This window comes from Roseibium aggregatum, from assembly GCF_017309185.1.
GTDB classification, from domain to species: domain Bacteria; phylum Pseudomonadota; class Alphaproteobacteria; order Rhizobiales; family Stappiaceae; genus Roseibium; species Roseibium aggregatum_B.
This window is the reverse complement of record NZ_JAEKJZ010000006.1, coordinates 330,759-350,906: the sequence shown is the minus strand read 5'-3', so window position 1 is coordinate 350,906 and position 20,148 is coordinate 330,759. Positions and strand designations below refer to the sequence as shown.

The 20,148-nt window shown below is 62.2% G+C and carries 18 protein-coding genes and 1 tRNA gene; 8 read left to right on the top strand and 11 right to left on the bottom strand.

The genetic code is table 11. The annotated features are described in order from the left end of the window. The first annotated feature begins 524 nt into the window (after positions 1-524). The 5 genes from JF539_RS23560 (at position 525) to JF539_RS23540 (ending at position 6,809) form a co-directional block, all read left to right on the top strand. A complete protein-coding gene (locus JF539_RS23560) occupies positions 525-3,731 on the top strand; it encodes a helicase-related protein (RefSeq protein WP_207143187.1) in 3,207 nt (1,068 codons plus the stop codon). Positions 3,732-3,766: 35 nt separating this feature from the next. Next, positions 3,767-4,132 carry an RNA-binding S4 domain-containing protein gene (locus JF539_RS23555; RefSeq protein WP_207143305.1) on the top strand — a complete coding sequence of 122 codons (366 nt, stop codon included), beginning with the start codon at positions 3,767-3,769 and terminating at the stop codon, positions 4,130-4,132. A gap of 243 nt (positions 4,133-4,375) precedes the next feature. Then, positions 4,376-4,708 carry a ferredoxin FdxA gene (gene fdxA, locus JF539_RS23550; RefSeq protein WP_207143186.1) on the top strand — a complete coding sequence of 111 codons (333 nt, stop codon included), beginning with the start codon at positions 4,376-4,378 and terminating at the stop codon, positions 4,706-4,708. Positions 4,709-5,162: 454 nt separating this feature from the next. Beyond that, a complete protein-coding gene (locus JF539_RS23545) occupies positions 5,163-5,753 on the top strand; it encodes a CarD family transcriptional regulator (RefSeq protein ID WP_207143185.1) in 591 nt (196 codons plus the stop codon). A gap of 192 nt (positions 5,754-5,945) precedes the next feature. Next, entirely contained in the window at positions 5,946-6,809 is an 864-nt protein-coding gene (locus JF539_RS23540) for an RNA polymerase factor sigma-32 (RefSeq protein WP_207143184.1), read from the top strand. 101 nt (positions 6,810-6,910) lie between these two features. Here the strand turns inward: JF539_RS23540 and JF539_RS23535 are convergent, their stop codons facing one another. Further along, the gene (locus tag JF539_RS23535; protein WP_207143183.1) at positions 6,911-7,939 is read right to left on the bottom strand and encodes an alpha/beta hydrolase family protein; all 1,029 of its coding nucleotides are present in this window, start codon (positions 7,937-7,939) and stop codon (positions 6,911-6,913) included. A gap of 141 nt (positions 7,940-8,080) precedes the next feature. Here JF539_RS23535 and JF539_RS23530 point away from each other — a divergent pair, with 141 nt between their 5' ends. Then, positions 8,081-9,154 carry a helix-turn-helix domain-containing protein gene (locus tag JF539_RS23530; RefSeq protein WP_207143182.1) on the top strand — a complete coding sequence of 358 codons (1,074 nt, stop codon included), beginning with the start codon at positions 8,081-8,083 and terminating at the stop codon, positions 9,152-9,154. Here JF539_RS23530 and JF539_RS23525 read toward each other — a convergent pair. Together JF539_RS23525 and JF539_RS23520 are read right to left on the bottom strand one after the other, a co-directional pair. Then, the gene (locus JF539_RS23525; protein ID WP_207143304.1) at positions 9,135-10,583 is read right to left on the bottom strand and encodes a M48 family metalloprotease; all 1,449 of its coding nucleotides are present in this window, start codon (positions 10,581-10,583) and stop codon (positions 9,135-9,137) included. The genes JF539_RS23530 and JF539_RS23525 overlap by 20 nt on opposite strands. A gap of 144 nt (positions 10,584-10,727) precedes the next feature. Then, entirely contained in the window at positions 10,728-11,627 is a 900-nt protein-coding gene (locus JF539_RS23520) for a thermonuclease family protein (protein ID WP_207143181.1), read from the bottom strand. A gap of 550 nt (positions 11,628-12,177) precedes the next feature. On the opposite strand from JF539_RS23520, the gene JF539_RS23515 reads away from it, so the two are divergent. Further along, positions 12,178-12,254: transfer RNA gene (locus JF539_RS23515), tRNA-Arg, on the top strand. A 236-nt stretch (positions 12,255-12,490) separates the two neighbouring features. Here JF539_RS23515 and gfa read toward each other — a convergent pair. The 8 genes from gfa to JF539_RS23475 all read right to left on the bottom strand — a co-directional run bounded on the left by gfa (position 12,491) and on the right by JF539_RS23475 (position 19,477). Further along, positions 12,491-13,060 carry an S-(hydroxymethyl)glutathione synthase gene (gene gfa, locus JF539_RS23510; protein WP_209017532.1) on the bottom strand — a complete coding sequence of 190 codons (570 nt, stop codon included), beginning with the start codon at positions 13,058-13,060 and terminating at the stop codon, positions 12,491-12,493. A gap of 246 nt (positions 13,061-13,306) precedes the next feature. Next, positions 13,307-14,101, bottom strand: a complete 795-nt coding sequence (locus JF539_RS23505; RefSeq protein ID WP_207143180.1) for an ABC transporter permease — start codon at positions 14,099-14,101, stop codon at positions 13,307-13,309. After that, complete coding sequence (locus tag JF539_RS23500; protein ID WP_207143179.1) at positions 14,098-14,832, bottom strand: ABC transporter ATP-binding protein; 735 nt, start codon at positions 14,830-14,832, stop codon at positions 14,098-14,100. The genes JF539_RS23505 and JF539_RS23500 overlap by 4 nt, the downstream gene beginning before the upstream one ends. Beyond that, positions 14,829-15,458, bottom strand: a complete 630-nt coding sequence (locus JF539_RS23495; protein ID WP_207143178.1) for an ABC transporter ATP-binding protein — start codon at positions 15,456-15,458, stop codon at positions 14,829-14,831. The genes JF539_RS23500 and JF539_RS23495 overlap by 4 nt, the downstream gene beginning before the upstream one ends. Beyond that, positions 15,455-16,192: an ABC transporter permease gene (locus tag JF539_RS23490; protein ID WP_207143302.1), complete on the bottom strand. Its 738-nt coding sequence runs from the start codon at positions 16,190-16,192 to the stop codon at positions 15,455-15,457. The genes JF539_RS23495 and JF539_RS23490 overlap by 4 nt, the downstream gene beginning before the upstream one ends. A gap of 16 nt (positions 16,193-16,208) precedes the next feature. Next, positions 16,209-17,183, bottom strand: a complete 975-nt coding sequence (locus JF539_RS23485; RefSeq protein ID WP_236042621.1) for an ABC transporter substrate-binding protein — start codon at positions 17,181-17,183, stop codon at positions 16,209-16,211. Positions 17,184-17,312: 129 nt separating this feature from the next. Next, positions 17,313-18,284 carry a YVTN family beta-propeller repeat protein gene (locus tag JF539_RS23480; RefSeq protein ID WP_207143177.1) on the bottom strand — a complete coding sequence of 324 codons (972 nt, stop codon included), beginning with the start codon at positions 18,282-18,284 and terminating at the stop codon, positions 17,313-17,315. Between the two features lie 11 nt (positions 18,285-18,295). Further along, positions 18,296-19,477, bottom strand: coding sequence for an ABC transporter substrate-binding protein (locus JF539_RS23475; RefSeq protein ID WP_207143176.1), 1,182 nt, complete (start codon positions 19,475-19,477; stop codon positions 18,296-18,298). A gap of 75 nt (positions 19,478-19,552) precedes the next feature. On the opposite strand from JF539_RS23475, the gene JF539_RS23470 reads away from it, so the two are divergent. Beyond that, positions 19,553-20,140 (top strand): DUF3280 domain-containing protein, encoded by a 588-nt coding sequence (locus JF539_RS23470; protein WP_236042620.1) that lies wholly within the window; start codon positions 19,553-19,555, stop codon positions 20,138-20,140. Positions 20,141-20,148 lie beyond the last annotated feature (8 nt).

Genomic DNA, 20,148 nt, shown 5'->3' with positions numbered 1-20,148 from the left:
CAAGCCTGAAAATTTCCTTTGATGTCCTGAATTGTCCGGCTCTTGAGTAGGTTCACGACGCAACCGCACCTACAAGATATTGTGAGAACAAACTGAAAACCTTTTTGAATCAGCGATTCGTCCGGGATTCGTTCACGCTGTGTCCAATCGTGAACACCGCTCGGACCAGGCCCGCAAAACCGATTATCTAAAAATTAAATCTTGACAGGGAATCCGAGAAAATCGCGCGCGGTGGCGCGACACGACACAACCCCTTGACGAGAATCAGGATTTCGTGGCGAAGCACCCGCCTCCAACCATATCTCGTATGGACCAAATCGTGAATCGCCGAGAGTCAGCGATTCGGTTCCGGTTTGTTCCAGAGTCGTTCTCCACAGATACTTTTCGCGTGCCCGGCAAACGCGGACCGGCGAAAAGAAATGGGACATCCCGTTACCGCATGTGCTAGACACGCCCCACCACATATGGACTGAGAGCCCGTTCCGTCTGGCGCAAGCCGAAAGAAACCGACCGCACCCGATCCCATGCCCCGTCTCCAAAACTTGCCGCTGCCGCCGTCAGCCCGCTCCCGGACTGTGACGGCGGTTCTCGGGCCCACCAACACCGGCAAAACCCACCTGGCCATCGAGCGCATGGTCGCGCAGCCATCCGGATTGATCGGCCTGCCGCTGCGCCTGCTTGCCCGTGAGGTCTATGGCCGCATCGCGGAACGAACCGGGACCGAAAGCGTCGCCCTGATCACCGGCGAAGAAAAGATCATTCCCGACAGTCCGCGATTCTGGGTCTCCACCGTGGAGGCCATGCCGCTCGATCTCGACACCGAATTCGTCGCCATCGACGAGGTCCAGCTCGCCGGCGATCTGGATCGGGGCCATGTCTTCACCGACCGGATCCTGAACCTGCGCGGCAGGTCGGAAACGCTTCTTCTGGGCGCGGCGACCGTGCGCCCGCTTCTGGAAAAGCTTCTGCCCGGCCTGAATGTCATCACCAGGCCGCGCATGTCGATGCTGGAATATGCCGGAGCCAAAAAGGTCTCCCGCCTGCCGCCCCGCTCCGCGGTCGTCGCCTTTTCCTCCAGCGAGGTCTACACCATCGCGGAACTGATCCGGCGCCAGCGCGGCGGCGCCGCCGTCGTGCTCGGCTCCCTTAGCCCGCGTACCCGCAACGCGCAGGTCGAGCTGTTCCAGAACGGCGATGTCGATCATCTGGTTGCCACCGATGCCATCGGGATGGGCCTCAACCTTGACGTCCACCACATCGCCTTTGCCGGCAACCGCAAATATGACGGCTACCAGTACCGCCAGCTGACGGCTTCGGAGATGGGACAGATCGCCGGACGCGCCGGACGGCACACGAAGGACGGCACCTTCGGCGTGACCGGACGGGTCGATCCGCTGGACGACAGCCTCGTCGAACAGATAGAGACGCACCATTTCGACAGCCTGAAGGTGCTGCAATGGCGCAACAGTGCGCTGGATTTTTCATCCGCCCAGGGCCTGCGGGCGAGCCTCGATACCGCCCCGCGAGAAGAAGGTCTGGCCAGGGCGCCGACCGGCGAGGACATCACCGCCCTTGAACATTTATTGCGCGATTCCGTAATATCCGGCATGGCAAAGGGCGAAAAAGCGGTCGAATTGCTATGGGACGTGTGTCAGATCCCCGATTACCGCAAGATCGCACCGGCGAACCATGCGGAGCTTTTGGACACGATTTACACGCATCTGATGCAGGACAACGCGATCGCCGACGACTGGTTCTCGCGTCAATTGGCCTTCGCAGACCGCACAGATGGTGATATCGACACTCTCGCGAACCGGATCGCGCATATCCGGACCTGGACTTATGTCGCGAACCGCCCCGACTGGCTGGCCGATCCGGCCCACTGGCAAGGGGAGACACGCGACATAGAAGACAAACTATCTGACGCCCTTCACGAACGACTGACGCAGCGGTTCGTGGATCGGCGGACAAGTGTATTGATGCGACGTTTGAGAGAGAACGCGATGCTGGAAGCGGAAATTACATCGAGCGGCGATGTGCTCGTTGAAGGTCAGCACATCGGGAATCTGCTTGGCTTCCGGTTTGCACCCGATGCGGCAGCCGAGGGGCCGGACGGCAAGACCGTGCGCGCGGCCGCTCAAAAGGCCCTGACCACCGAAATCGAAGCCCGCGCCGAGAAACTCGGCAAATCGGAAAACGGCGACTTCGTCCTGACTTCCGAAGGCGTTCTGCGCTGGCGCGGCGAACCGGTTGCCAAACTGGTCTCCGGCGAGGACGTGCTGTCGCCGACCGTGTTGCTGCTGGCCGACGAACATCTCACCGGGCCGGCGCGGGACAGCGTGCAGAGCAGGCTGGATCTCTGGGTCAAGGCGCAGATCGAAACGCTTCTGAAACCGCTTGCGGACCTGAAGGCGGGCGAGGGGCTGGAAGGCCTTGCCCGGGGAATCGCCTTCCGGATCGTCGAAGGCCTCGGCATTCTGGAGCGCCAGGAGGCTGCCGACGAAATCCGCCAGCTCGACCAGGACATGCGCGCCTCGCTGCGCAAGCACGGTGTCCGTTTCGGAGCCTACACCGTCTTCATACCGGCCCTGTTGAAACCGGCCCCGAGCCAGCTTCTGGCCCAGCTCTGGGCCTTGAAGCACGGAACGCTGGATATGCCGGGCATGGCGGAACTGCCCCAGCTTTCCGCCTCGGGCCGGACCTCGATCCCGGTGGACGAGGCCATCGACAAGGCGCTTTACAAGGTTGTCGGCTTCCGTGTCTGCGGTCCGAGAGCCGTGCGCGTCGATATTCTGGAGCGTCTGGCCGACCTGATCCGGCCGCTGATTGCCTGGAAACCGCTCGACGCGGAGGTCGCCCCCCCGGAAGGCGCCATCGAACAGGGAGGCGGGTTCACCGTTACCGTCGCCATGACCTCGCTGCTCGGCTGCGCGGGCGAGGATTTCTCAGCCGTTTTGAAATCCCTCGGATACAGGCTCGAAACGAAAGAAGTCCAGCGCCCCGTCGCGGCAAAGCCCGTGGAAGCCCAGGACGGCGAAACACCGTCCGAAGCGGCCAGTGAGGCGGCGGGCACCGAACCGGAAACTGCTGGCGAAACCGATACCGGACCGGAACCGCAGGCAACGCCCGAGCCGCAAGCGGAGTCTGAGTCCCCAGCGACGTCCGACACGTCGGAAGCGGTGGAGACGGCTGCAGCCGACGCGGTCGCGACCGAGGCCGCGGAAACAGACACTGCCGGCGGCGCCCTTGCCGCGGTTGCGGAACCGGCCCCCGTCGAGGTCACCGCAAGCCCGGAGCCCACCGCTGAAACACCCGCGGAGGCATCCGAGGCCGACACTGAAACCACAGGCGAAAAGCCTGCTGAAGCCTCCGGTGCGGAACCGGCCGCAGAAGCCGGCACTGAAATGGAAACGGTCACCATCGAGATCTGGCGCCCAGGCCGGCATGACCGCCGTCCGCGCAACCGTCCGGACCAGCGCCGGGGAGACAACCGCAAGGGAGGGCAGGCTCAGGGCCAGAACCCGAAAGGCGGCCAGGGCGAAAAACGGCACGGCAAGGGCGGCAAGGGCGGCCAAAACCGGGGCCGGGGCGGTCCTCAGGGCGGTCACAAGGGGTTTGAAGGCGGCGGCCGCCGCGACAAGCCCGCCAGGGACAAGCCGATCGACCCGAATTCGCCCTTTGCCGCGCTTCTGGCTCTGAAGGCGGATATGAGCAACAAGGACAAGAAATAATCCCGGAACCCGATCTTCAAGCTGCCGTTGGCAGCCTGCGTATCGACAAGTGGCTCTGGTACGCCAGGGTCACCAAATCGCGCTCGCTGGCCCAGAAGCTGGCGACATCGGGCCATGTCCGCATAAACAAGGACAAGATTTCCTCCGCCAGCAAGACCGTGAAGACCGGTGACGTGTTGACCATCGCCCTTGAACGCCGGGTTCTGGTCTTGAAGATCGCCGCGCTGGGGACCCGGCGCGGCCCCTACGAGGAAGCCCGCAAACTCTACGAGGACCTGTCCCCGCCGCCACCGCCGAAATCGGCGCCGCCACCGCCCTCCGCCGGGCAGCGCGAACCGGGCGCCGGGCGACCGACCAAGCGGGACAGACGCAAACTTGACGCCTTTCGCAGCGAGACATGACGCGAAAGCCAACGCGGTTTCCATCAGCGCTCGAAAAACGGAATAACTTTCTCTTTTCCCCACGGAATGCGTCATCCTGAGCGCTTGCGCGCGCCGGGCAAAAACGATACCCAACAGCACACGACAGAATTTCGTCATGCGCCCCTGGTGGATACGGCATGGCACCGACAGCCGGACCTTGCGCCCGTGCCATTCCATTGAACGAATGACCACCGGCGATGGCGGCAGCAAACGAGGACACCGATGACCTACGTCGTCACAGACAACTGCATCAAATGCAAATACACCGACTGTGTTGAAGTCTGCCCCGTCGATTGTTTTTACGAAGGTGAGAACTTTCTGGTGATCAACCCAGACGAATGCATCGACTGCGGCGTATGCGAACCGGAATGCCCGGCGGAAGCCATTTTACCGGACACGGAACCGGGCCTCGAAAAATGGATCGAGCTCAACGCCGAATACTCGGAGAAATGGCCCAACATTACCGAGAAGAAAGATCCCCTGCCCGACGCGGAAGAATTCGACGGAAAAGAAAACAAGTTCGAGAAATACTTTTCGCCGAATCCACCTGCCTGATTCGTTCGCCAAGGTGGCGCGACAGTCTGCCGCGAAAATAGTTCAAAATACGAAACGCCTGATTTAATCAATGAATTCAGCTGCCTGCCCGACTCAGTCGGGTGGGCCTGCAGCATTTTCGCCACAGTGAAAAGCACACCGCTTTAATTTTCCACAAAAGTGTGTTATCTATATAAGATAGTCGCCAACCACGAGAACAACCCCCAAAACGGAGTCTGACAGAACGCAACCCGGGTCGAAAGTAACCGGGCAGCGTGAGGCCCCGGCAGCGCACATGACTGAACAAGGTTCTAGAGTGGAAATCGACGACTGACCAGCCCTGACACGCCGTATATCAACAGGCGTTCCACTACGGATCGCTCAGCGGGAGGCGTGTCACATAAGAACAGGGGACCGCAACGCGGTCCGTCCCCGGTCCAAAGGATCGGACAACTGCGCAGGAGAGAATACGAGAATGGCAACGAACACCAAAAAGACCGCGCAGCGTCAAGGTTTCAAAACGGGAGAGTACATCGTTTATCCGGCACATGGTGTCGGCCAGATTACCGCCATTGAAGAACAAAACGTTGCAGGTCACTCTTTGGAGTTGCTCGTCATCGTTTTTGAACAGGACAAAATGACCCTTCGCGTGCCCGTTGCAAAGATTGCTTCGGTCGGCATGCGCAAACTGGGTGACCCGGCAGCGGTCAAAAAGGCACTGGAAACCGTTCGCGGCCGTCCGCGCGTCAAGCGCACCATGTGGAGCCGCCGCGCTCAGGAGTACGAAGCGAAGATCAATTCCGGCGACCTGATCTCGATCTCCGAGGTTGTGCGCGACCTCTACCGGTCGGAAAGCCAGCCGGAGCAGTCCTATTCCGAGCGTCAGCTTTACGAAGCCGCTCTGGACCGCATGGCCCGCGAGATCGCCGCGGTGAACAAGTGTTCCGAAACCGAGGCAACCAAGCAGATCGAGCAGAACCTGGCCAAGTCCCCGAGCCGGCTGAAAGCTGCCGAAGCCGCTGAAGCCGCCGCGGACGAAGATGAAGACAAGGAAGAAGCCGCCTGAAGCGCTTCTCTGCAACTTTGGCATACCGCATCGAAAAGCCCGGAGAAATCCGGGCTTTTTTTCTTTTTTGTCCTGGGCGCCGGACACGATCATCACGCAGAAGTGCACAAAATTCTGCCCCCACGGAAGGCAGAAGTGATCTAACCTGAAGATCGATACGTAGTTTCCCCGATTAGCATCGGAGCGTCGATCATGTCCCAGAACGAAAAACGTCATCTTGTCCAGGCCGCGATGAAAGCCCCTTACCTGACCCGGGAAGAGGAACTGGATCTCGCCCTTCGATGGCGGCACGAGCGGGATGAAAAGGCACTTGAGAAGCTCTCGCTGTCTCACATGCGCCTTGTGATTGCCGTGGCCTCCCGCTTCCGCAATTTCGGCCTGTCGCTCGGCGACCTTATTCAGGAAGGTCATGTCGGCCTCCTGGAAGCCGCCGCCCGTTTCGAGCCCGAGCGGGAAGTGCGCTTTTCCACCTATGCCACCTGGTGGATCCGGGCCTCGATTCAGGACTATATCCTGCGCAACTGGTCGATTGTCCGGGGCGGCACTTCCTCTTCGCAGAAAGCGTTGTTCTTCAACCTGCGCCGGTTGAGGGCCAAACTGTCCAGCAATCAGACCCCCCTGTCGGACAGCGAGCTGCATCAGAAGATCGCCGATGCAATCGGTGTCAAACCGGCCGACGTGGCTCTTATGAACGCCCGGCTTTCGGGGCCGGACACCTCCTTGAACGCTCCGGTCACCGACAGCGACGGCTCCAGCGCCGACAAGCAGGATTTTCTGGTCTCCGAAGCCCCGTTGCCGGACGAGATCGTCACGGTCAACATCGACCTGGAGCGGCGGCGCAGATGGCTGTCCTCGGCGCTGAAGGTCTTGAGCGATCGTGAGCTGAAAATCGTCCGGGAACGGCGCCTGACCGAAGAAGGCGCGACCCTGGAATCGCTTGGTGCGAAGCTCGGCATTTCGAAGGAGCGTGTCCGACAGATCGAGAGCCGCGCCATGGAAAAGCTGAAGACGGCACTCCTGGCCGCCCAGCCGGACAAGGCGGTTTACCAAGTTTAGGGTACGGACCCCGTAAAATTCAGCTCTCAGGCAGCGGAAAGCGGGTCCGATAAAACGCGATTTGCTGCAGTCGCCCGCTGCAGGCAGCGGGCGACTGCCAGTTATTTTAGCTGTGAAATGAACCGCGACGCGGCTTTCACGATCTGCTCGTGTATGCCCGCGCGGTCCGTTCCGGCCGGGTCGTCGCAGACCGGATCGTCCTGCTCCTCTTCGAGGATCGCCGCGCCCTTCCCCGTGCATTCACCCAGAAAAGTGAAATGATGCGCCGGGGACAGGGAGACATGGTCGACGTTGTTCAGCATCGAAACCAGGCCGCTCCCTTCCGGTCCAACGTCTGTTGCCGGCCAGAGATACTCCTTCCCGAGACTGATCAGTTGAACCGGGACATCCACCCGATCGATGCTTTGTGGCCGGACCGCGTAGGTGAACCCCGGATCGATGGCAACGACAGCGCTGATCCGCTCGTCCTTGCCGCTGACCCTCAGGCCGCCGGCCATCGTGGTGAGATCGACATCTCCTTTCACGAAAAACGCGCAGTCGACAGCCTGTTCCAGTCCAAAAAGATCGCAATAAGTCTTGTAGGTCTCCGGATCGAACGTGACGCCCGCCATGTTCAGAACCGTGGCGCCGCCCAGCGAGAACCCAAGCGCAACGATCCTGTCAGGATCGATGAACCTGGCGAAATAGGGATCCGCCAGCAGGTGATCCAGCGCTGCGCTCAGATCACCGGCCCGTTCCGAAGGCTGCAGCGACCGGCGCGGCGACGAATCGCCGGACGTCGATCCGGGATGGTTCACCCCGACAACCATGATCCCTTGCGCGGCAAACGCCGAGCCCAGCCAGGAAACGGCATCCACGTTGCCGCCGGAGCCATGGGAGAACACGACGAGAGGATACCGGCCAACCTTCACACCAGCCCCGACCAGAGCCTTCGTGCCCTTGAAGACCGGCCCCTTCCCGATAAACCCGGCATAAGTCCGCGTTCCGGCCGGATACCAGACAAAGCCTTGCAGCAAGGCAGGGCGATGGGCGGCCGAAACAGCGAAACGGTCATACCCGGCCAGATCCTCGTTACCGGCGGCCGCGGCGGATGACGCCAAGAGCAAAAAAGCGAATAGAAGGTGTTTCATGTTCGAACATCCTGTTTGATTGGGATATTCCACACCTGAAGGAAGCCGCCGCAGACCGCATCCTAAAACCGGATTCAGGTCGCCTCGAACGGGTTTTCGGCCTATTTCGGGTCTCCATCGCGCTTTGTGATTGAGTTGAAAATGCTTGTATTCCCCGTTCCTCTTTTTGTTGCATTCGTTCTGGGATTCCTGTTCGCCCAGGCAATGATTGCGAAAAACCGGCCGGTGCTTTTTTCCGCGTTGCTGCTGGTCTGTGCCCTGCAAAACCTGATCGTCGCTCTCGGGCAGTATTACGGCCTGCCCCTCGCACTCAAACTGCAACCTTTCTTGGCGGCCGGCATTCCCCCCCTCGCGTGGCTCGCCTTCGTTTCCGCGTCGTTTCGCCCCGTAACGCCGGCAAAGGACTGGGTACACATGCTCGGACCCGCTTTTGTGGCCTTCTGTGTCCTGTTCGCCCCCGTCACCCTGGACCCTGTGATCGGTCTGGTTTTTCTCGGGTACGGCTGTGCTTTGCTGGTCAGTCTGCATGCGCACCGGGACGCCTTGCCGCTGGCAAGACTCGATGCCGGTACAATTCCGCAACGGATCTGGACAGCCATCGCGCTGGCGCTTCTGGTTTCGGCCATGACAGACATGTTGATCGCCTATGCGTTCAACTCGGGAAGTCCCGACTGGGCGCACAAGATCATCAGCGCCGGATCGGCGGCGGCCCTGTTCGTCATCGGCGTGCTGAGCCTGTCGCCCAATGTGTGCGCACGCGATCTCGAAAGAGCGTCGCAGACCTCCACCGCCACCGAAGCCGGGCAACAGCCCCCCAGTACCGCGGATCTCGATCTCCTCGGGCGTCTGGACGACCTGCTGACGACCAAGCGGCTCTTTCTGGACCCGGATCTGACGTTGAACAGATTTGCCCAAAAGCTCGGCGTCCCGGCAAAGCAACTCTCCACGGCCATCAACAGGACCACGGGCGAAAACATCTCGCGCTACATCAACGCGCACCGCATCCGGCACGCATGCGCACTGCTGGAGGAGGGCGCGAACGTCACCACCGCAATGCTCGAAAGCGGTTTCAACACCAAGTCGAACTTCAATCGGGAGTTTTCCCGCCTGACCGGCAGGACGCCAAGTGCCTGGTCGGCCGACGCGGAAATCGCCAGTGCCTCCCGGCCAGCCAGGCTTTCCCCGCCTCCGGGCCCTAATCCACCACCAGCTTGACCGAAGTACCGGCCGGAATGGCCTCGTCTTTCGGGAGGTCGTTAAGCACGGTAAAGAACTCCAGCCTCCGGGACGGCTCCACGCCGCTCATGCCGATGGCGAGTTTGCGCGGCGTGTCGCCGGGCTTGCTCTTGACGACCTTGATCCGGAGCGAGCGCAGCCGGGCGCGCTCTGTCGGCGTCAGCTGCTTGAAGCTGTCGGCGGTCTCCCGGAAGTCATGGACGAAGCCTTCGTTCGGCGACCGGCTCGCGAAAATGAACCGGTAGCCCGTGCGGCCGATGCGGATCACCGCGATGCGGAAGGACCAGCCCTGGGTGATCGCCGCGCCTGTCACCGCCGGCAACCCGTTGATCGTGGTGTCGCGCACACTTGCCGGCAGCAGCCCGTTGATCCAGCCGGAATTCATGTAGTCGACAAGGTTGGAATAGCCGCTGATATCCGCGCCATCGAAGCGGATGGCGGTGCCGTCGCCGTTGCTGGCCAGCACCGCTTCGGGCGAGTTTTCCAGAATGTAACCCTTCGGCACGGTGAAGCCGATACCGAGCGCCTTGTGCAGGAACGAGCGGCCGCGCACGAAGCCTTCGAGCGGATCGTCGCCGTAGAGCATGCCGTTGATCTGGCCGAGGTAGCGGTCCCGGTCCCGCTCGCCGATGCCCGGAGCCCCGATCTGACGGGCAGCGCGGACCACGAGCTGCAGCCGTTCGGGGGTCGAGGGGTGCGATGACAGGAAGTCCGGAGCCGACGGGGTTTCCTTTTCCGCCGACTGATAGCGCGCGTAGGCCGCCATGGACTTCAGGAACCGGGATGCCGCGTAGGGATCGAAACCCGCCTTGGCCAGCGTCTTGACGCCAATCGCGTCGGCTTCCAGTTCCTGAACCTGGCTGAACCGGGCAAAGGACAGCTGAGACGACACGATGGCTTTGCGCGCCTCCTCCGAATCCTGCACCACGTCGGTCACGATCCTGTTGGCCAGTTCCTTGGCCTCCGCCCGCTGCTGGCGCTTTATGGCGTGATTGGCGGTCACATGAGCCATCTCATGCGCCAGAACAGCGGCCACTTCGGACGTGTCGTTGGCAAGCGCCAGCAATCCGCGGGTCACATAAAGATATCCCCCGGGAAGCGCGAAGGCATTGATGGCCGGAGAGTTCAAAATGGTGATCTTGTAGCTTTGCGAGGGGTCATCGGACGCCGCGACCAGACGGCCGACCACGCTGGCCACCGCCCGCTCCGCTCCGGGATCGTTGTAGACGCCGCCATAGGTGGCGACCACGCGCGGATGCTCGCGCGCGCCGATGTCGTTGGCAAGATTGGGCCTGAGCGTTCCGGGAACCACCGTTCCGATGGTCGCTCCGTCTCCAAGCAGCTGGCAGGATGCGGTCAGCAAGGCCAGCCCGGCAACGGCGAGCGCGCGCAGCCAGCCGCGCTTCACGGCAAAGCGCGCTGTTTCCCCGAATGTCCTAGCCGTTCTGACCGCCACGTCCTGTCCTTTGTTCCATGATCCCGCCCGGCTTCCCGCAAGCCGCGCAAGCGGGCGCCGGCCCGCCCAAACTGCCGGAACGCTCTTTCCCCGCGCTTACCGCGGCACGGAGGGTTCCAATACGCTCAGCTGCTCCGGATGACGAAGCAGGATGTGCGGACCGTCCCACTCCTGCAGCACGCCACGCAACTCCACCTGCTTTCCCGCCAGGTCCCCGATCCGCCACCCGGTTCGGCTAAGGGCCTCGTCGAACCTTTCCTCATCCGAGGTCTTGAGTGTCGCCGTGAAATCGGTTTTCCAGTATTTTCCAAAATTGAGATAGCGGGTGCTGCCGCTTTTTCCAAGGGAAACAACGCGGCCGCGCGCAATAACATAGTTTCCGGTCATCCGCGCCAGCCGGTCCGGCGCCGCCGTTGAAAACACCTGGCGCACGTCCCGGTTTTTCCAGACGCCCCGACGGCCGAAACGTGCCGCCTGTTCGGCCTCCCGCAACAATTCGGCACAGTCGCCGGAGGCATACTCGGGCGCGTAAATCGCCAGCCCTTCTTCGAGCAGAACGGTCTGAAGAAGCCGGGTTTTTCCGCCTTCGAGACGGACGATCCAGCTCGGGACCCGTCCCCAGCGGTCATCCGGGCCAAGCGGAACGGCCTCGAACCGGGCCGGACCTTCGCCGGGCCTCACGCGCCCGGTCCAATCCGAACCCGGCCAGTGAAGCTCGACCGGATGAAAACGCGTGCCCGCCGCCTCCCGGTAAACCCCGTCGTCGTCCGGACCCTCGACCTCAATTCTTGGCGAGGCCTCCGGCACGCAGGCCTCAAAGGCCGTTTCCGGAGACATCCCCTCGGCGTTTTCCGCGAGACAATCGCCGCAGCCGACCAGAAGACAAAGCACGGTGCACGGCAGGACCTGCCTGGCGGGTCCGCGCCATCGCGGACGTCCGGAGAAGGCGTCGACCGGGTGCCACCCCTGCAAATGTCTCCAGCGTCCTGTGGACACAGACCGCCCTCTCAGCCTATCCGGGTTCGCTTCGCCGGCGGCCCATGCGGACCGCGCCACCGTCTCCTGAAAAGACCGCAGCCACCCGATCCGGGCCGGAAGCATTCACATTCGATCCTTCAGCTAAGCGGCGAATAAGGCAAGTCCAAGACAATGCGTCAAAATCGCAATCCGAAGCGGACCGGCACTGAAATCCCGGGGAGAGGGCGTTTAGCCGGAAGCCTCTACAGCCGCCCCCAAGCAAGCGCTCCCTTTGGAGGCCGCTCCTTCGTCGTCCCGGACGCAGCGAAGCGGAGATCCGGGATCGGAGAGCCCACCCACCCCCTGAGTTGTTTCATAAGAAAGGACTAAATGCTTGTGGCGCTCCGATCCCTGCTCCGTGCTACTGCGGCCTGGGATGACGGCCGAGAGGCATTGCCTGCGGCCTTGCCGTTCAGATTCTGCAAAGGTCTTCATTAGGGAAGGCGTTTGGCTGTGCCACACGCAATTGCGCCCCCCCGAATTCCGGGGCTCGCCATCCCGTCCAAATCATGCTATCCGACCGGATCAAGGCCCCGTAGCTCAGCAGGATAGAGCATCAGATTCCTAATCTGAGGGTCACAGGTTCGAATCCTGTCGGGGTCACCAATCTTTTCAATGACTTAATCGAGACAAGCGGTTTGCCTGCTTCACGCGACAGAACGCAAGGCCAGCGCGTTGCCATCTCTGATCTCAGACAGCAAAAAGCGATTTCGATAAAACGCGATTTTTTTCGGATAAACCATGGCCCGGCGATACCCCGCCGGGCCATTTCAGTTCGGAAGATCCGGGCGCCGGCCGGCTGCCCCCCGCAGCCGGGCCAGGCCCGTCTCGGGCCGGCCCCATCAGGCGGCCAGAGCTCCGCTTTTCTTGGCGACATGGGTTGCGATCGCGTCCATCAGGGGCGGTGACAGGGCGTCGTAGGGCTCCAGACCGAGGCCCTTGAGCCGTGCGCGGATTTCCGGCATCTGCTCCGGCTTGACGCCGCTTTCGATGACGGAGGAGACGAAAGCCGCGAATTCCGGGGGCGACCAGCCGTCGTCGTCGCTCAGTTCCGTGTGGACGAAATCGAGGCCGTAGAAGGGATGTTCCTGGTTTTCGATTCGCCCGAACATGTGAACGCCGCAGTCCTTGCACGCATGGCGCTGGATCGCCGCGCTGGGATCGACCACATAGAGCTTTTCCGCGCCCGAGGTGACTTTGACCTTATTGCGGTCGACCACGGCGATCTGCGAGAAGGTCGCGCCCGCCGGCTTCCAGCATTTGGTGCAGCCGCAGGCATGGTTATGGGCCGTTTGCGCGCCAACCTCTACGGTGACCGGGTTCGTCGCACAGTGGCATTTCAGCGTGCCACCGGCAAAGCCGGGCTTGGCGGCCGGGAAACCGTTATCGATGGCAGGATGCAGACTGATCATTGAAGTTCCTCCGCTTTTGAAACGAGGCTCCAGGTCAACGTTTGATTGATCGTATCCGTGATGGTCGAGCATCTTCGTGCGGTCTGTTGAACGCACGATGCTCCAGCCTCGCCTTACCAGCCAAGTATTGGGACAATTTCCATTTGAGCCAATACAGAGAAAGGTCTCGGTTTCCGGCTCTTCAGGCCGGTTTTTGCTGGAATCTATGTAATGTTATTACAAAGCTTAAAAGCTTTTCGAGTAGTATCAGCGCGCTTTACGGCGCATCATCGTGCGTTCCGGATCGTAGCCCCAAAGCGCGCCGAGCATGCACACGGCGAAGGCGACGACGACCCAAAGGAGCGCCATCCAGTTCATCTGGCCGTAAAGCGCGAAGCGGATCAGTTCCACGGCGTGGGTGAAGGGATTGACCGCGCAGATATCGCGCAGGAGCGCGGAGCTTTCCTGCATCTTCCACAAGGGATAGAGCGCCGACGACAGGAAGAACATCGGGAAGATGACGAAATTCATCACGCCGGCGAAATTCTCTAGCTGGCGGATGGTCGAGGAAATCAGCAGCCCGAGCGCCCCCAGCATCAGCCCCGTCACGATCAGCGCCGGCAGGACGGCAAAATAACCCAGGAGCGGCAGCTCGATCCCGAGCGCGGCGGCGATCGCCAGAAAGACGGCGACCTGCAGGATCGACACCGCGACGCCCGCCAGGAGTTTCGAAAAAAGCAGCCACCAGCGCGGAAAGGGCGATGTCAGCAACAGCCTCATGGAACCCATTTCCTGATCGTAGACCAGCGACAGCGAGGACTGCATGCCGTTGAAGAGCTGGATCATGCCGCACAGGCCTGGAACGATATAGACCTCGTAAGTGATGTAGGTCTGATACGGCGGAATGATCGACAGGCCGAGCGCCGCGCGAAATCCCGCCGCGAAGACGACAAGCCAGACAAGCGGGCGCACCAGAGCGGCCAGGAACCGGCCACGCTGCGAGGCGAAGCGCAAGGCCTCGCGCAAGACGATTGCCCAAAGCGCGGTCATCCAGGCCTTCATGCCGGTACCTCTTCGTGCGCGCCGGTCATCTCGATGAAGCGGTCGCTCAACGTACTGCCGCTCGCGATCTCCGCCGCCCCGCCTTCCACCAGCACCTTGCCTCTGTGCAGCACCACGACCCGGTCCTGCGGACCGATCTCGTCGACCAGATGGGTGGCCCAGAGCACTGCCGGCCCGGTTTCGGCGAGCTCGTGCACATGGGCGGTGATGGCGCGCCGCGCGGCGGCATCGAGACCGACCGTGGGTTCGTCCAGCAGCAGGACCTCGGGCTTGTGAATGAGCGCCCGGGCGATCTCCATGCGCCGCCGGTGGCCGCCATTGAGCGCCCGGACCTTTTCCCCGGCCCGCTCCAGCATCGCCAACCGGTCCAGGGCCGCGTCGATCGCCACCGCCGCGTCGCGTCCGGACAGGCCGTGCAATCCGGCGAAGTAACTCATGTTGCGCCTCACCGTCATGTCGAGATCGAGCGTCGGCTGCTGAAAGACGACGCCGATACGCGCCAGGGCCGCGCGCGGCGCGCGGGCAAGATCGTATCCTGCCACGGATATGCGCCCTTGCGGCGCCACGATCAGCCGCGTCAACAGGGCGTAGAGCGTCGACTTGCCCGCGCCGTTCGGGCCAAGCAGCGCGCAGAACCGGCCCGGCTCCACCGAAAAACGTACGCCGTCCAGCGCCTTGCGCCCGGTCGCGGCATAGCTGTAGCTGACATCGGAAAGCTCCAGTCCGGTCACAACGCTCCCTTCCCTTTGTCCGTCACGGTCCGGTCCTCCGAGATTGTCGCAGGCTGACCGTCGAGCCGGATTATCCGGCCGGCCAGACGGCGCGCCTCGTCTTCCGAATGGGTGACCAGGATCGTTGCCGGCCGCGTCTCGCCAATCAGGTTTTCCGTCAGAGCAACCATCTCCTCGCCTGTCACCGCGTCGAGCGACACGAAGGGTTCGTCCATCACCAGCAGGTCCGGCCGCCCGGCGAAGGCGCGCGCCAGCGCCAGGCGTCGCTGCTGGCCGAGCGACAACTGCCCCGGATACTGCTTCGCCTTTTCCGCGATGCCGACCCGCTCCAGCGCCGCCAGCGCCGCACTTTCACCGATTCCGGGATGGACCAGCGTAACGTTGTCCAGCGCGCAACGCCAGGGAAGCAGCACCGGCTCCTGAAACACCATCGCCATATTGTCCGGACGTTCGATCGTTCCCTCATAATCCCGGTCGATGCCGGCAATCAGGCGGAGCAGCGTCGACTTGCCGATGCCGGAGGGGCCGAGAATGGCCAGGGTCTCGCCCTGCTCAAGCGTGAATCCTATACCGCTCAAGACGGCCTCGGCGCCGAACCGCTTGCTCTTCACATCGACCCGGATCATGCGCTCCTCCAGCGCCGCACGCTCCGCTCGACCGGCTGCAGGAACAGCCATTCGACCGCGAGCATTACCGCGATGAAGGACAGCGAATAGACCAGCACCATGGCAACGTCGAACTGCTGGAAATACAGGTGGATCTGAAATCCGACCCCGTTCGAGCGGCCCAGGAACTCGACCACCAGCACGATCTTCCAGATCACCGCGATTCCGGAGCGGGCGGCCGCGACAATGAAGGGCGCCAGTTGAGGCAGCACCACATGGCGCAGCCGGGCAAGGGTCCGCATGCGAAACACCTGTGCCATGGCCGAGAGCTGCGGATCGAGCGCCCGCGCGCCTTCGCGCACCACCGTTGCGACATTCGGGATCTTGTTCAAAACCACCGCGGTGATGGCGGCAACGTCGTTCAGTCCGATCCACAGATAGCACAGGACGATCAGCACCAGGGCCGGAAGGTTGAGAAACACGACGAGCCATGGATCGAGCCAGCGGTCGATTGCCGGAAACCGGCCCATGACATAGCCGATCGCGATCCCGATACTCATGGCCAGGAAAAAAGCCCAGACGACGCGCCAGAGGGTCATGGCGAGATGATAGGGCAATTCGCCCGACGCGAAGGACGCGGCGAAGGGACCTGCCAAAGCCCAGGGCTGCGGCAGCACCGATGGATCGTCCATCAGCACCGCCGCGCAAATCCAGAACAGAAAAAGTGACGCCAATGACAGGATACGAACGGCCATCGGCTTTTGAAGGATGTCAGTCAAAGTGGATGAACAGTCCCTCCGGGAGGCGCGTTGCCTTGCCGACAAGCTTCTCCCCGCCGAGCTCCGCCATCAGCTGCAGAAAGCGGTCCGCCGCGGCCTCATCGACCGGATCGCCATTCGGGATCCCTTCACGAAACCCTTCGCGCAGGGCGATGAATTCCGCGTCGCTGCCCGCCCGCATCTTGGCGCGCAGGCCCTCCCAGACCTCGTCGTCCCGCATCAGCAGATCCTTGGCGGCGCGCGAGGCGTTCTGCAGGCCCCGCGCGACGTCCGGATGCTCCGCCACGTAGCTGCCTTTCAGAACATAGCCGAGCAGCGGCGTGTCCGGGTCGAGGCCGAGGTCGGCGGCGGCATCCGATACGGAGACCAGCTCGCGCATGCCGTTCGCTTTCATCTTGGCGAGGAAATGCCAGAAGTTGATGGCGCCGGCCGTCTCGCCCTGCAGGGCGGTCTTGAAGATCAGCGGCGGCGCGCCGAACACCTGCTCGGTTTCCGCCTTCAGGTCCATGCCGTATGTCTTTTGGGCATAGGCGCGCAGGATCAGCCAGCTCTTGTCCACCGGACCGCCCGCGATGCCGATCTTCTTGCCGGCGAGATCGGGAAGTTTCTCGATGCCGCTGTCGGCCTTGACGACCAGTCCGCCGACCGCGCGCGAATAGGGAATGAACACATAGTCCTTGCCGGCGGCCCGCTGCCGCGCCACCCAGATCCAGTCGGCGACGGCCACATCCGCCTCACCGCCTTCCAGCGCCACCCGCGTCGCGCCGTTGTCGGCATAATCCTGGACCACCAGTTCAAACCCGTTGTCGGTGTCGAACCCGTTTTGCTTGATCGTAGAAATTTCCCAGTTCACGGTGCCGATCGCCAGCATGGCCCCGCGCAGTTTCGGCAGGTCTTCGGCCCCAGCAGGCATGAAGCTGAACGTGACAAGGCCGGCGGCAAGGACGCCAATCATCCGTCTCAACATCTTTTCTCCTCCCTCTTCTCTTTGGAGGACCGGGCCGGTGCGATCAACGGGCACGCTACGCGTTCGCCGGTCCGGGTCCTCTGCCGATACGGTGTCGGCGACCGCTTCTCAAGTCTCGAGGCCACCGGCTCAGTCCGGTGCGACGACGACCCCCCAGGGTTGCTCGCCCACCTGAACCGAACGGATCACCTTCTCGTCCTTCACATCTATGATGCTGACATCGTTGGAGTTGCCGTTGGTCGTGATGAGGAATTCCTCTCCCGGCGTGAAGGCCATCTGCCAGACGCGTTGCCCGACGAGGAGATACTCGAGCACCTCGTCCGTGGCTCCGTCGATCACCGCGACGCGGTTCGCCGGTCCGAGCGCCACGAAGACGCGCGACCCGTCCGCCGTGGCCTTCACCCCGACCGGCTGAAGCCATTCCGGCTGCACGCCCGGAACCTCGAACGAAATCTTGTCGATAATGGCCGGGGCCTCGCTCGACGTATCGATCACGGTCACCGTGCCGCCGATTTCCGCGCTGACATAAAGCTTGTTTCCGTCCGTCGAGAACTCCGCGTAACGCGGACGCTGGTCGACCAGTATGTTGTCGGTGATGTCGTAACTGGCGCTGTCGATGAAATGCGCCATGTTGGTCGTTTCGGAGGTGTTGATGAAGTATTTTCCGGTCGGGTGGATCGCCATGCCTTCCGGCTCGACGCCCACCGGCACCTCGGCCAGCACCTGCCGGGTCTTTGTATCGACCACGGTGACGAGGTTGTCGTCCTCGTTGGCGATATAGAGCGGATTTCCGGAAGGGTGCAGGACAAAGAGTTCCGGATCGGGGCCGGACGGCAGCGTGTGCAGTTCCTCGTAGGTCTCGGGATCAAAGACGCGCACCGTGTCGTCGTCGGAGGCGCAGACGTAGAGTTCCTTTCCGTCCGGGCTGATGGTAATCCCGCGCGGCCTGTTGCCCGCCGGGAATTCGCCGATCACCTCCCAGCTGTCGCTGTCGAGCACCGTGACGGTGTTGCCGCGCTCGTTGGTGACGAAGACCTTGTTGGCGAAAGACGGGGTCGCGCTTGCCAGAAGGGCCGGCAGGATCAGCCAGGCTGTTTTCATGAAATGTCTCCCTAGAAGGCACCGCACGTCGTTTCTGGACGGTCGGTCCCCAACGTGTCGAGTTGTGAATTCTGATGCAGGAACCCGTCCTGTGGCGACACCGAAACCGTGACGTGGCGATTGCCGAGCAGAATCGGCTGACGCAATTGGCCGTTCCAGGGCCGGAAGGTCACCTTCTGCCCCTTGAACGCCGCGAGTTCAAACTGGTCCGACAAGGCATAGGCCCGCAGCGAAGCCGGGTCGCCCTTGCCGGTGCGGGTCACCGCTTCGCCGATAATCCTCAGGGCAAGCCAGACCTGATAATCCTCTTCGCGCATGGACCGTCCCGTCAAACGCTCGAAACGGCGTTGAAACTGCGTCGCCCCCCAGGCCTCGTGGGCCGCATGCCAGGTGACCGGAAGAAGCCCCCCCGACCCGACAACCGGGCGCGCGTCCCACGCGTGATAGGGGAGGTGCGCGGCGAACACGTCGGATTCATCGGCCGCGACGATCACATCGTGCTCCTCCGCCCGCTGGGTGAAAACCGGCATCTGGCGCTGAACCTGGACGTGCCCGGTATCTGTCCGCCGGGCACCGCCCGTGTCGACGAACTCCCGTTCCTCGACAATCTTCGCCCCGAATTTTCTGGCGGACGCGCGGTAGCTCTCCGCCAGAAGGCGATCTTCGGGATGGGAGCCGTGGATCAGAAACAGGCGCGGCCACTTCTTCCAGACGAGATATTGCATCAGCGCATCGGTCCGCATCGCCCGGCTCGGAGCCACATGCAACAAATTGGCGCGGCAAGCCTCGTTTCTGAGCACAGCGTCGGGCGCACGCGCATTCAGGAGGAGAACTTCCGGTCCGGCCCGCCCGGCAAGATCCAGCAGCGTTTCGGCATCGGCCATGACAACGACGAGATTGACGCCCTGCGCCTTCAGGTCCTCCAGAGCGGCCGCCGCTTCCTCGGGCGGCACGGCGCGGGTCTCAAGCGTGAAATCGACGCCCAGAAACCGCCCCGTGGTCTGATTGTCTTCCAGCCCCAGTTGCGCTCCGGCAAAGCCGAGATCTTCTGGCGGCAGGTCCAGCCTGGAGACAGGCAACGGCCTGGTTCTGTCGACCCGGATCACCCCGCTTTTGACCTCCAGAGACATCGCTCCGGAGACCGCGAACGGCAGCATGCATAAGGCAGCGAACAGCGTCCGCAAAATTCTCATCGCCAGGTGACCTCCCAATCTTCCCAGCATCTTATGGAGCCCGGATTATCCTGACCGGTTTGCTCCAGAAGCAGAATGCCAGCACTGTGTGTGCAGCAAAACCGAGACCTAAGGATTATTGCCGGACCCTGCCCGGCGCTTATTCTGACCTTCATGTTGCGCGTTCTGACAACGATAATCGCCGTCTTCTGGTCCGCGATCGCGTACGGAACCCCTTACCCTGTCCTGGAAAAAAACTCCGAGCTCGCGGTCCTCGGCTTCTCCTTCGTCGATATGTCGACGGAGGGCGCCTATAATGGCGCGCGCGACGACCAGACGGCTCGTGTCCAGCTCCTGAATACGGCGCTGAGAGACCGGCTTTCCCAGGAAGGCTTCACGGTTCTTTCCAACGAGCCCATCGCTGAAGCGCTTGACGCCATCAAGAACCCTGCCCGCTGCAACAATTGCGAACTCAAGCTGGCGCGGGAGCTTGGCGCCCGTTACGTCGTCGTCGGCGAAATCAGGAAAATCTCCAATCTGATCCTGTCAATCAGCCTCGTGATGCGCGAGGCGGAAACCGGCGTGATGGTACGCGCGCTCGCCGTCGACATTCGCAGCAACACCGACAAGAGCTGGTTGCGCGGCCTGAACTACATCCTGAAAAATCATTTTTTCAAACAATGAGGGAGGAA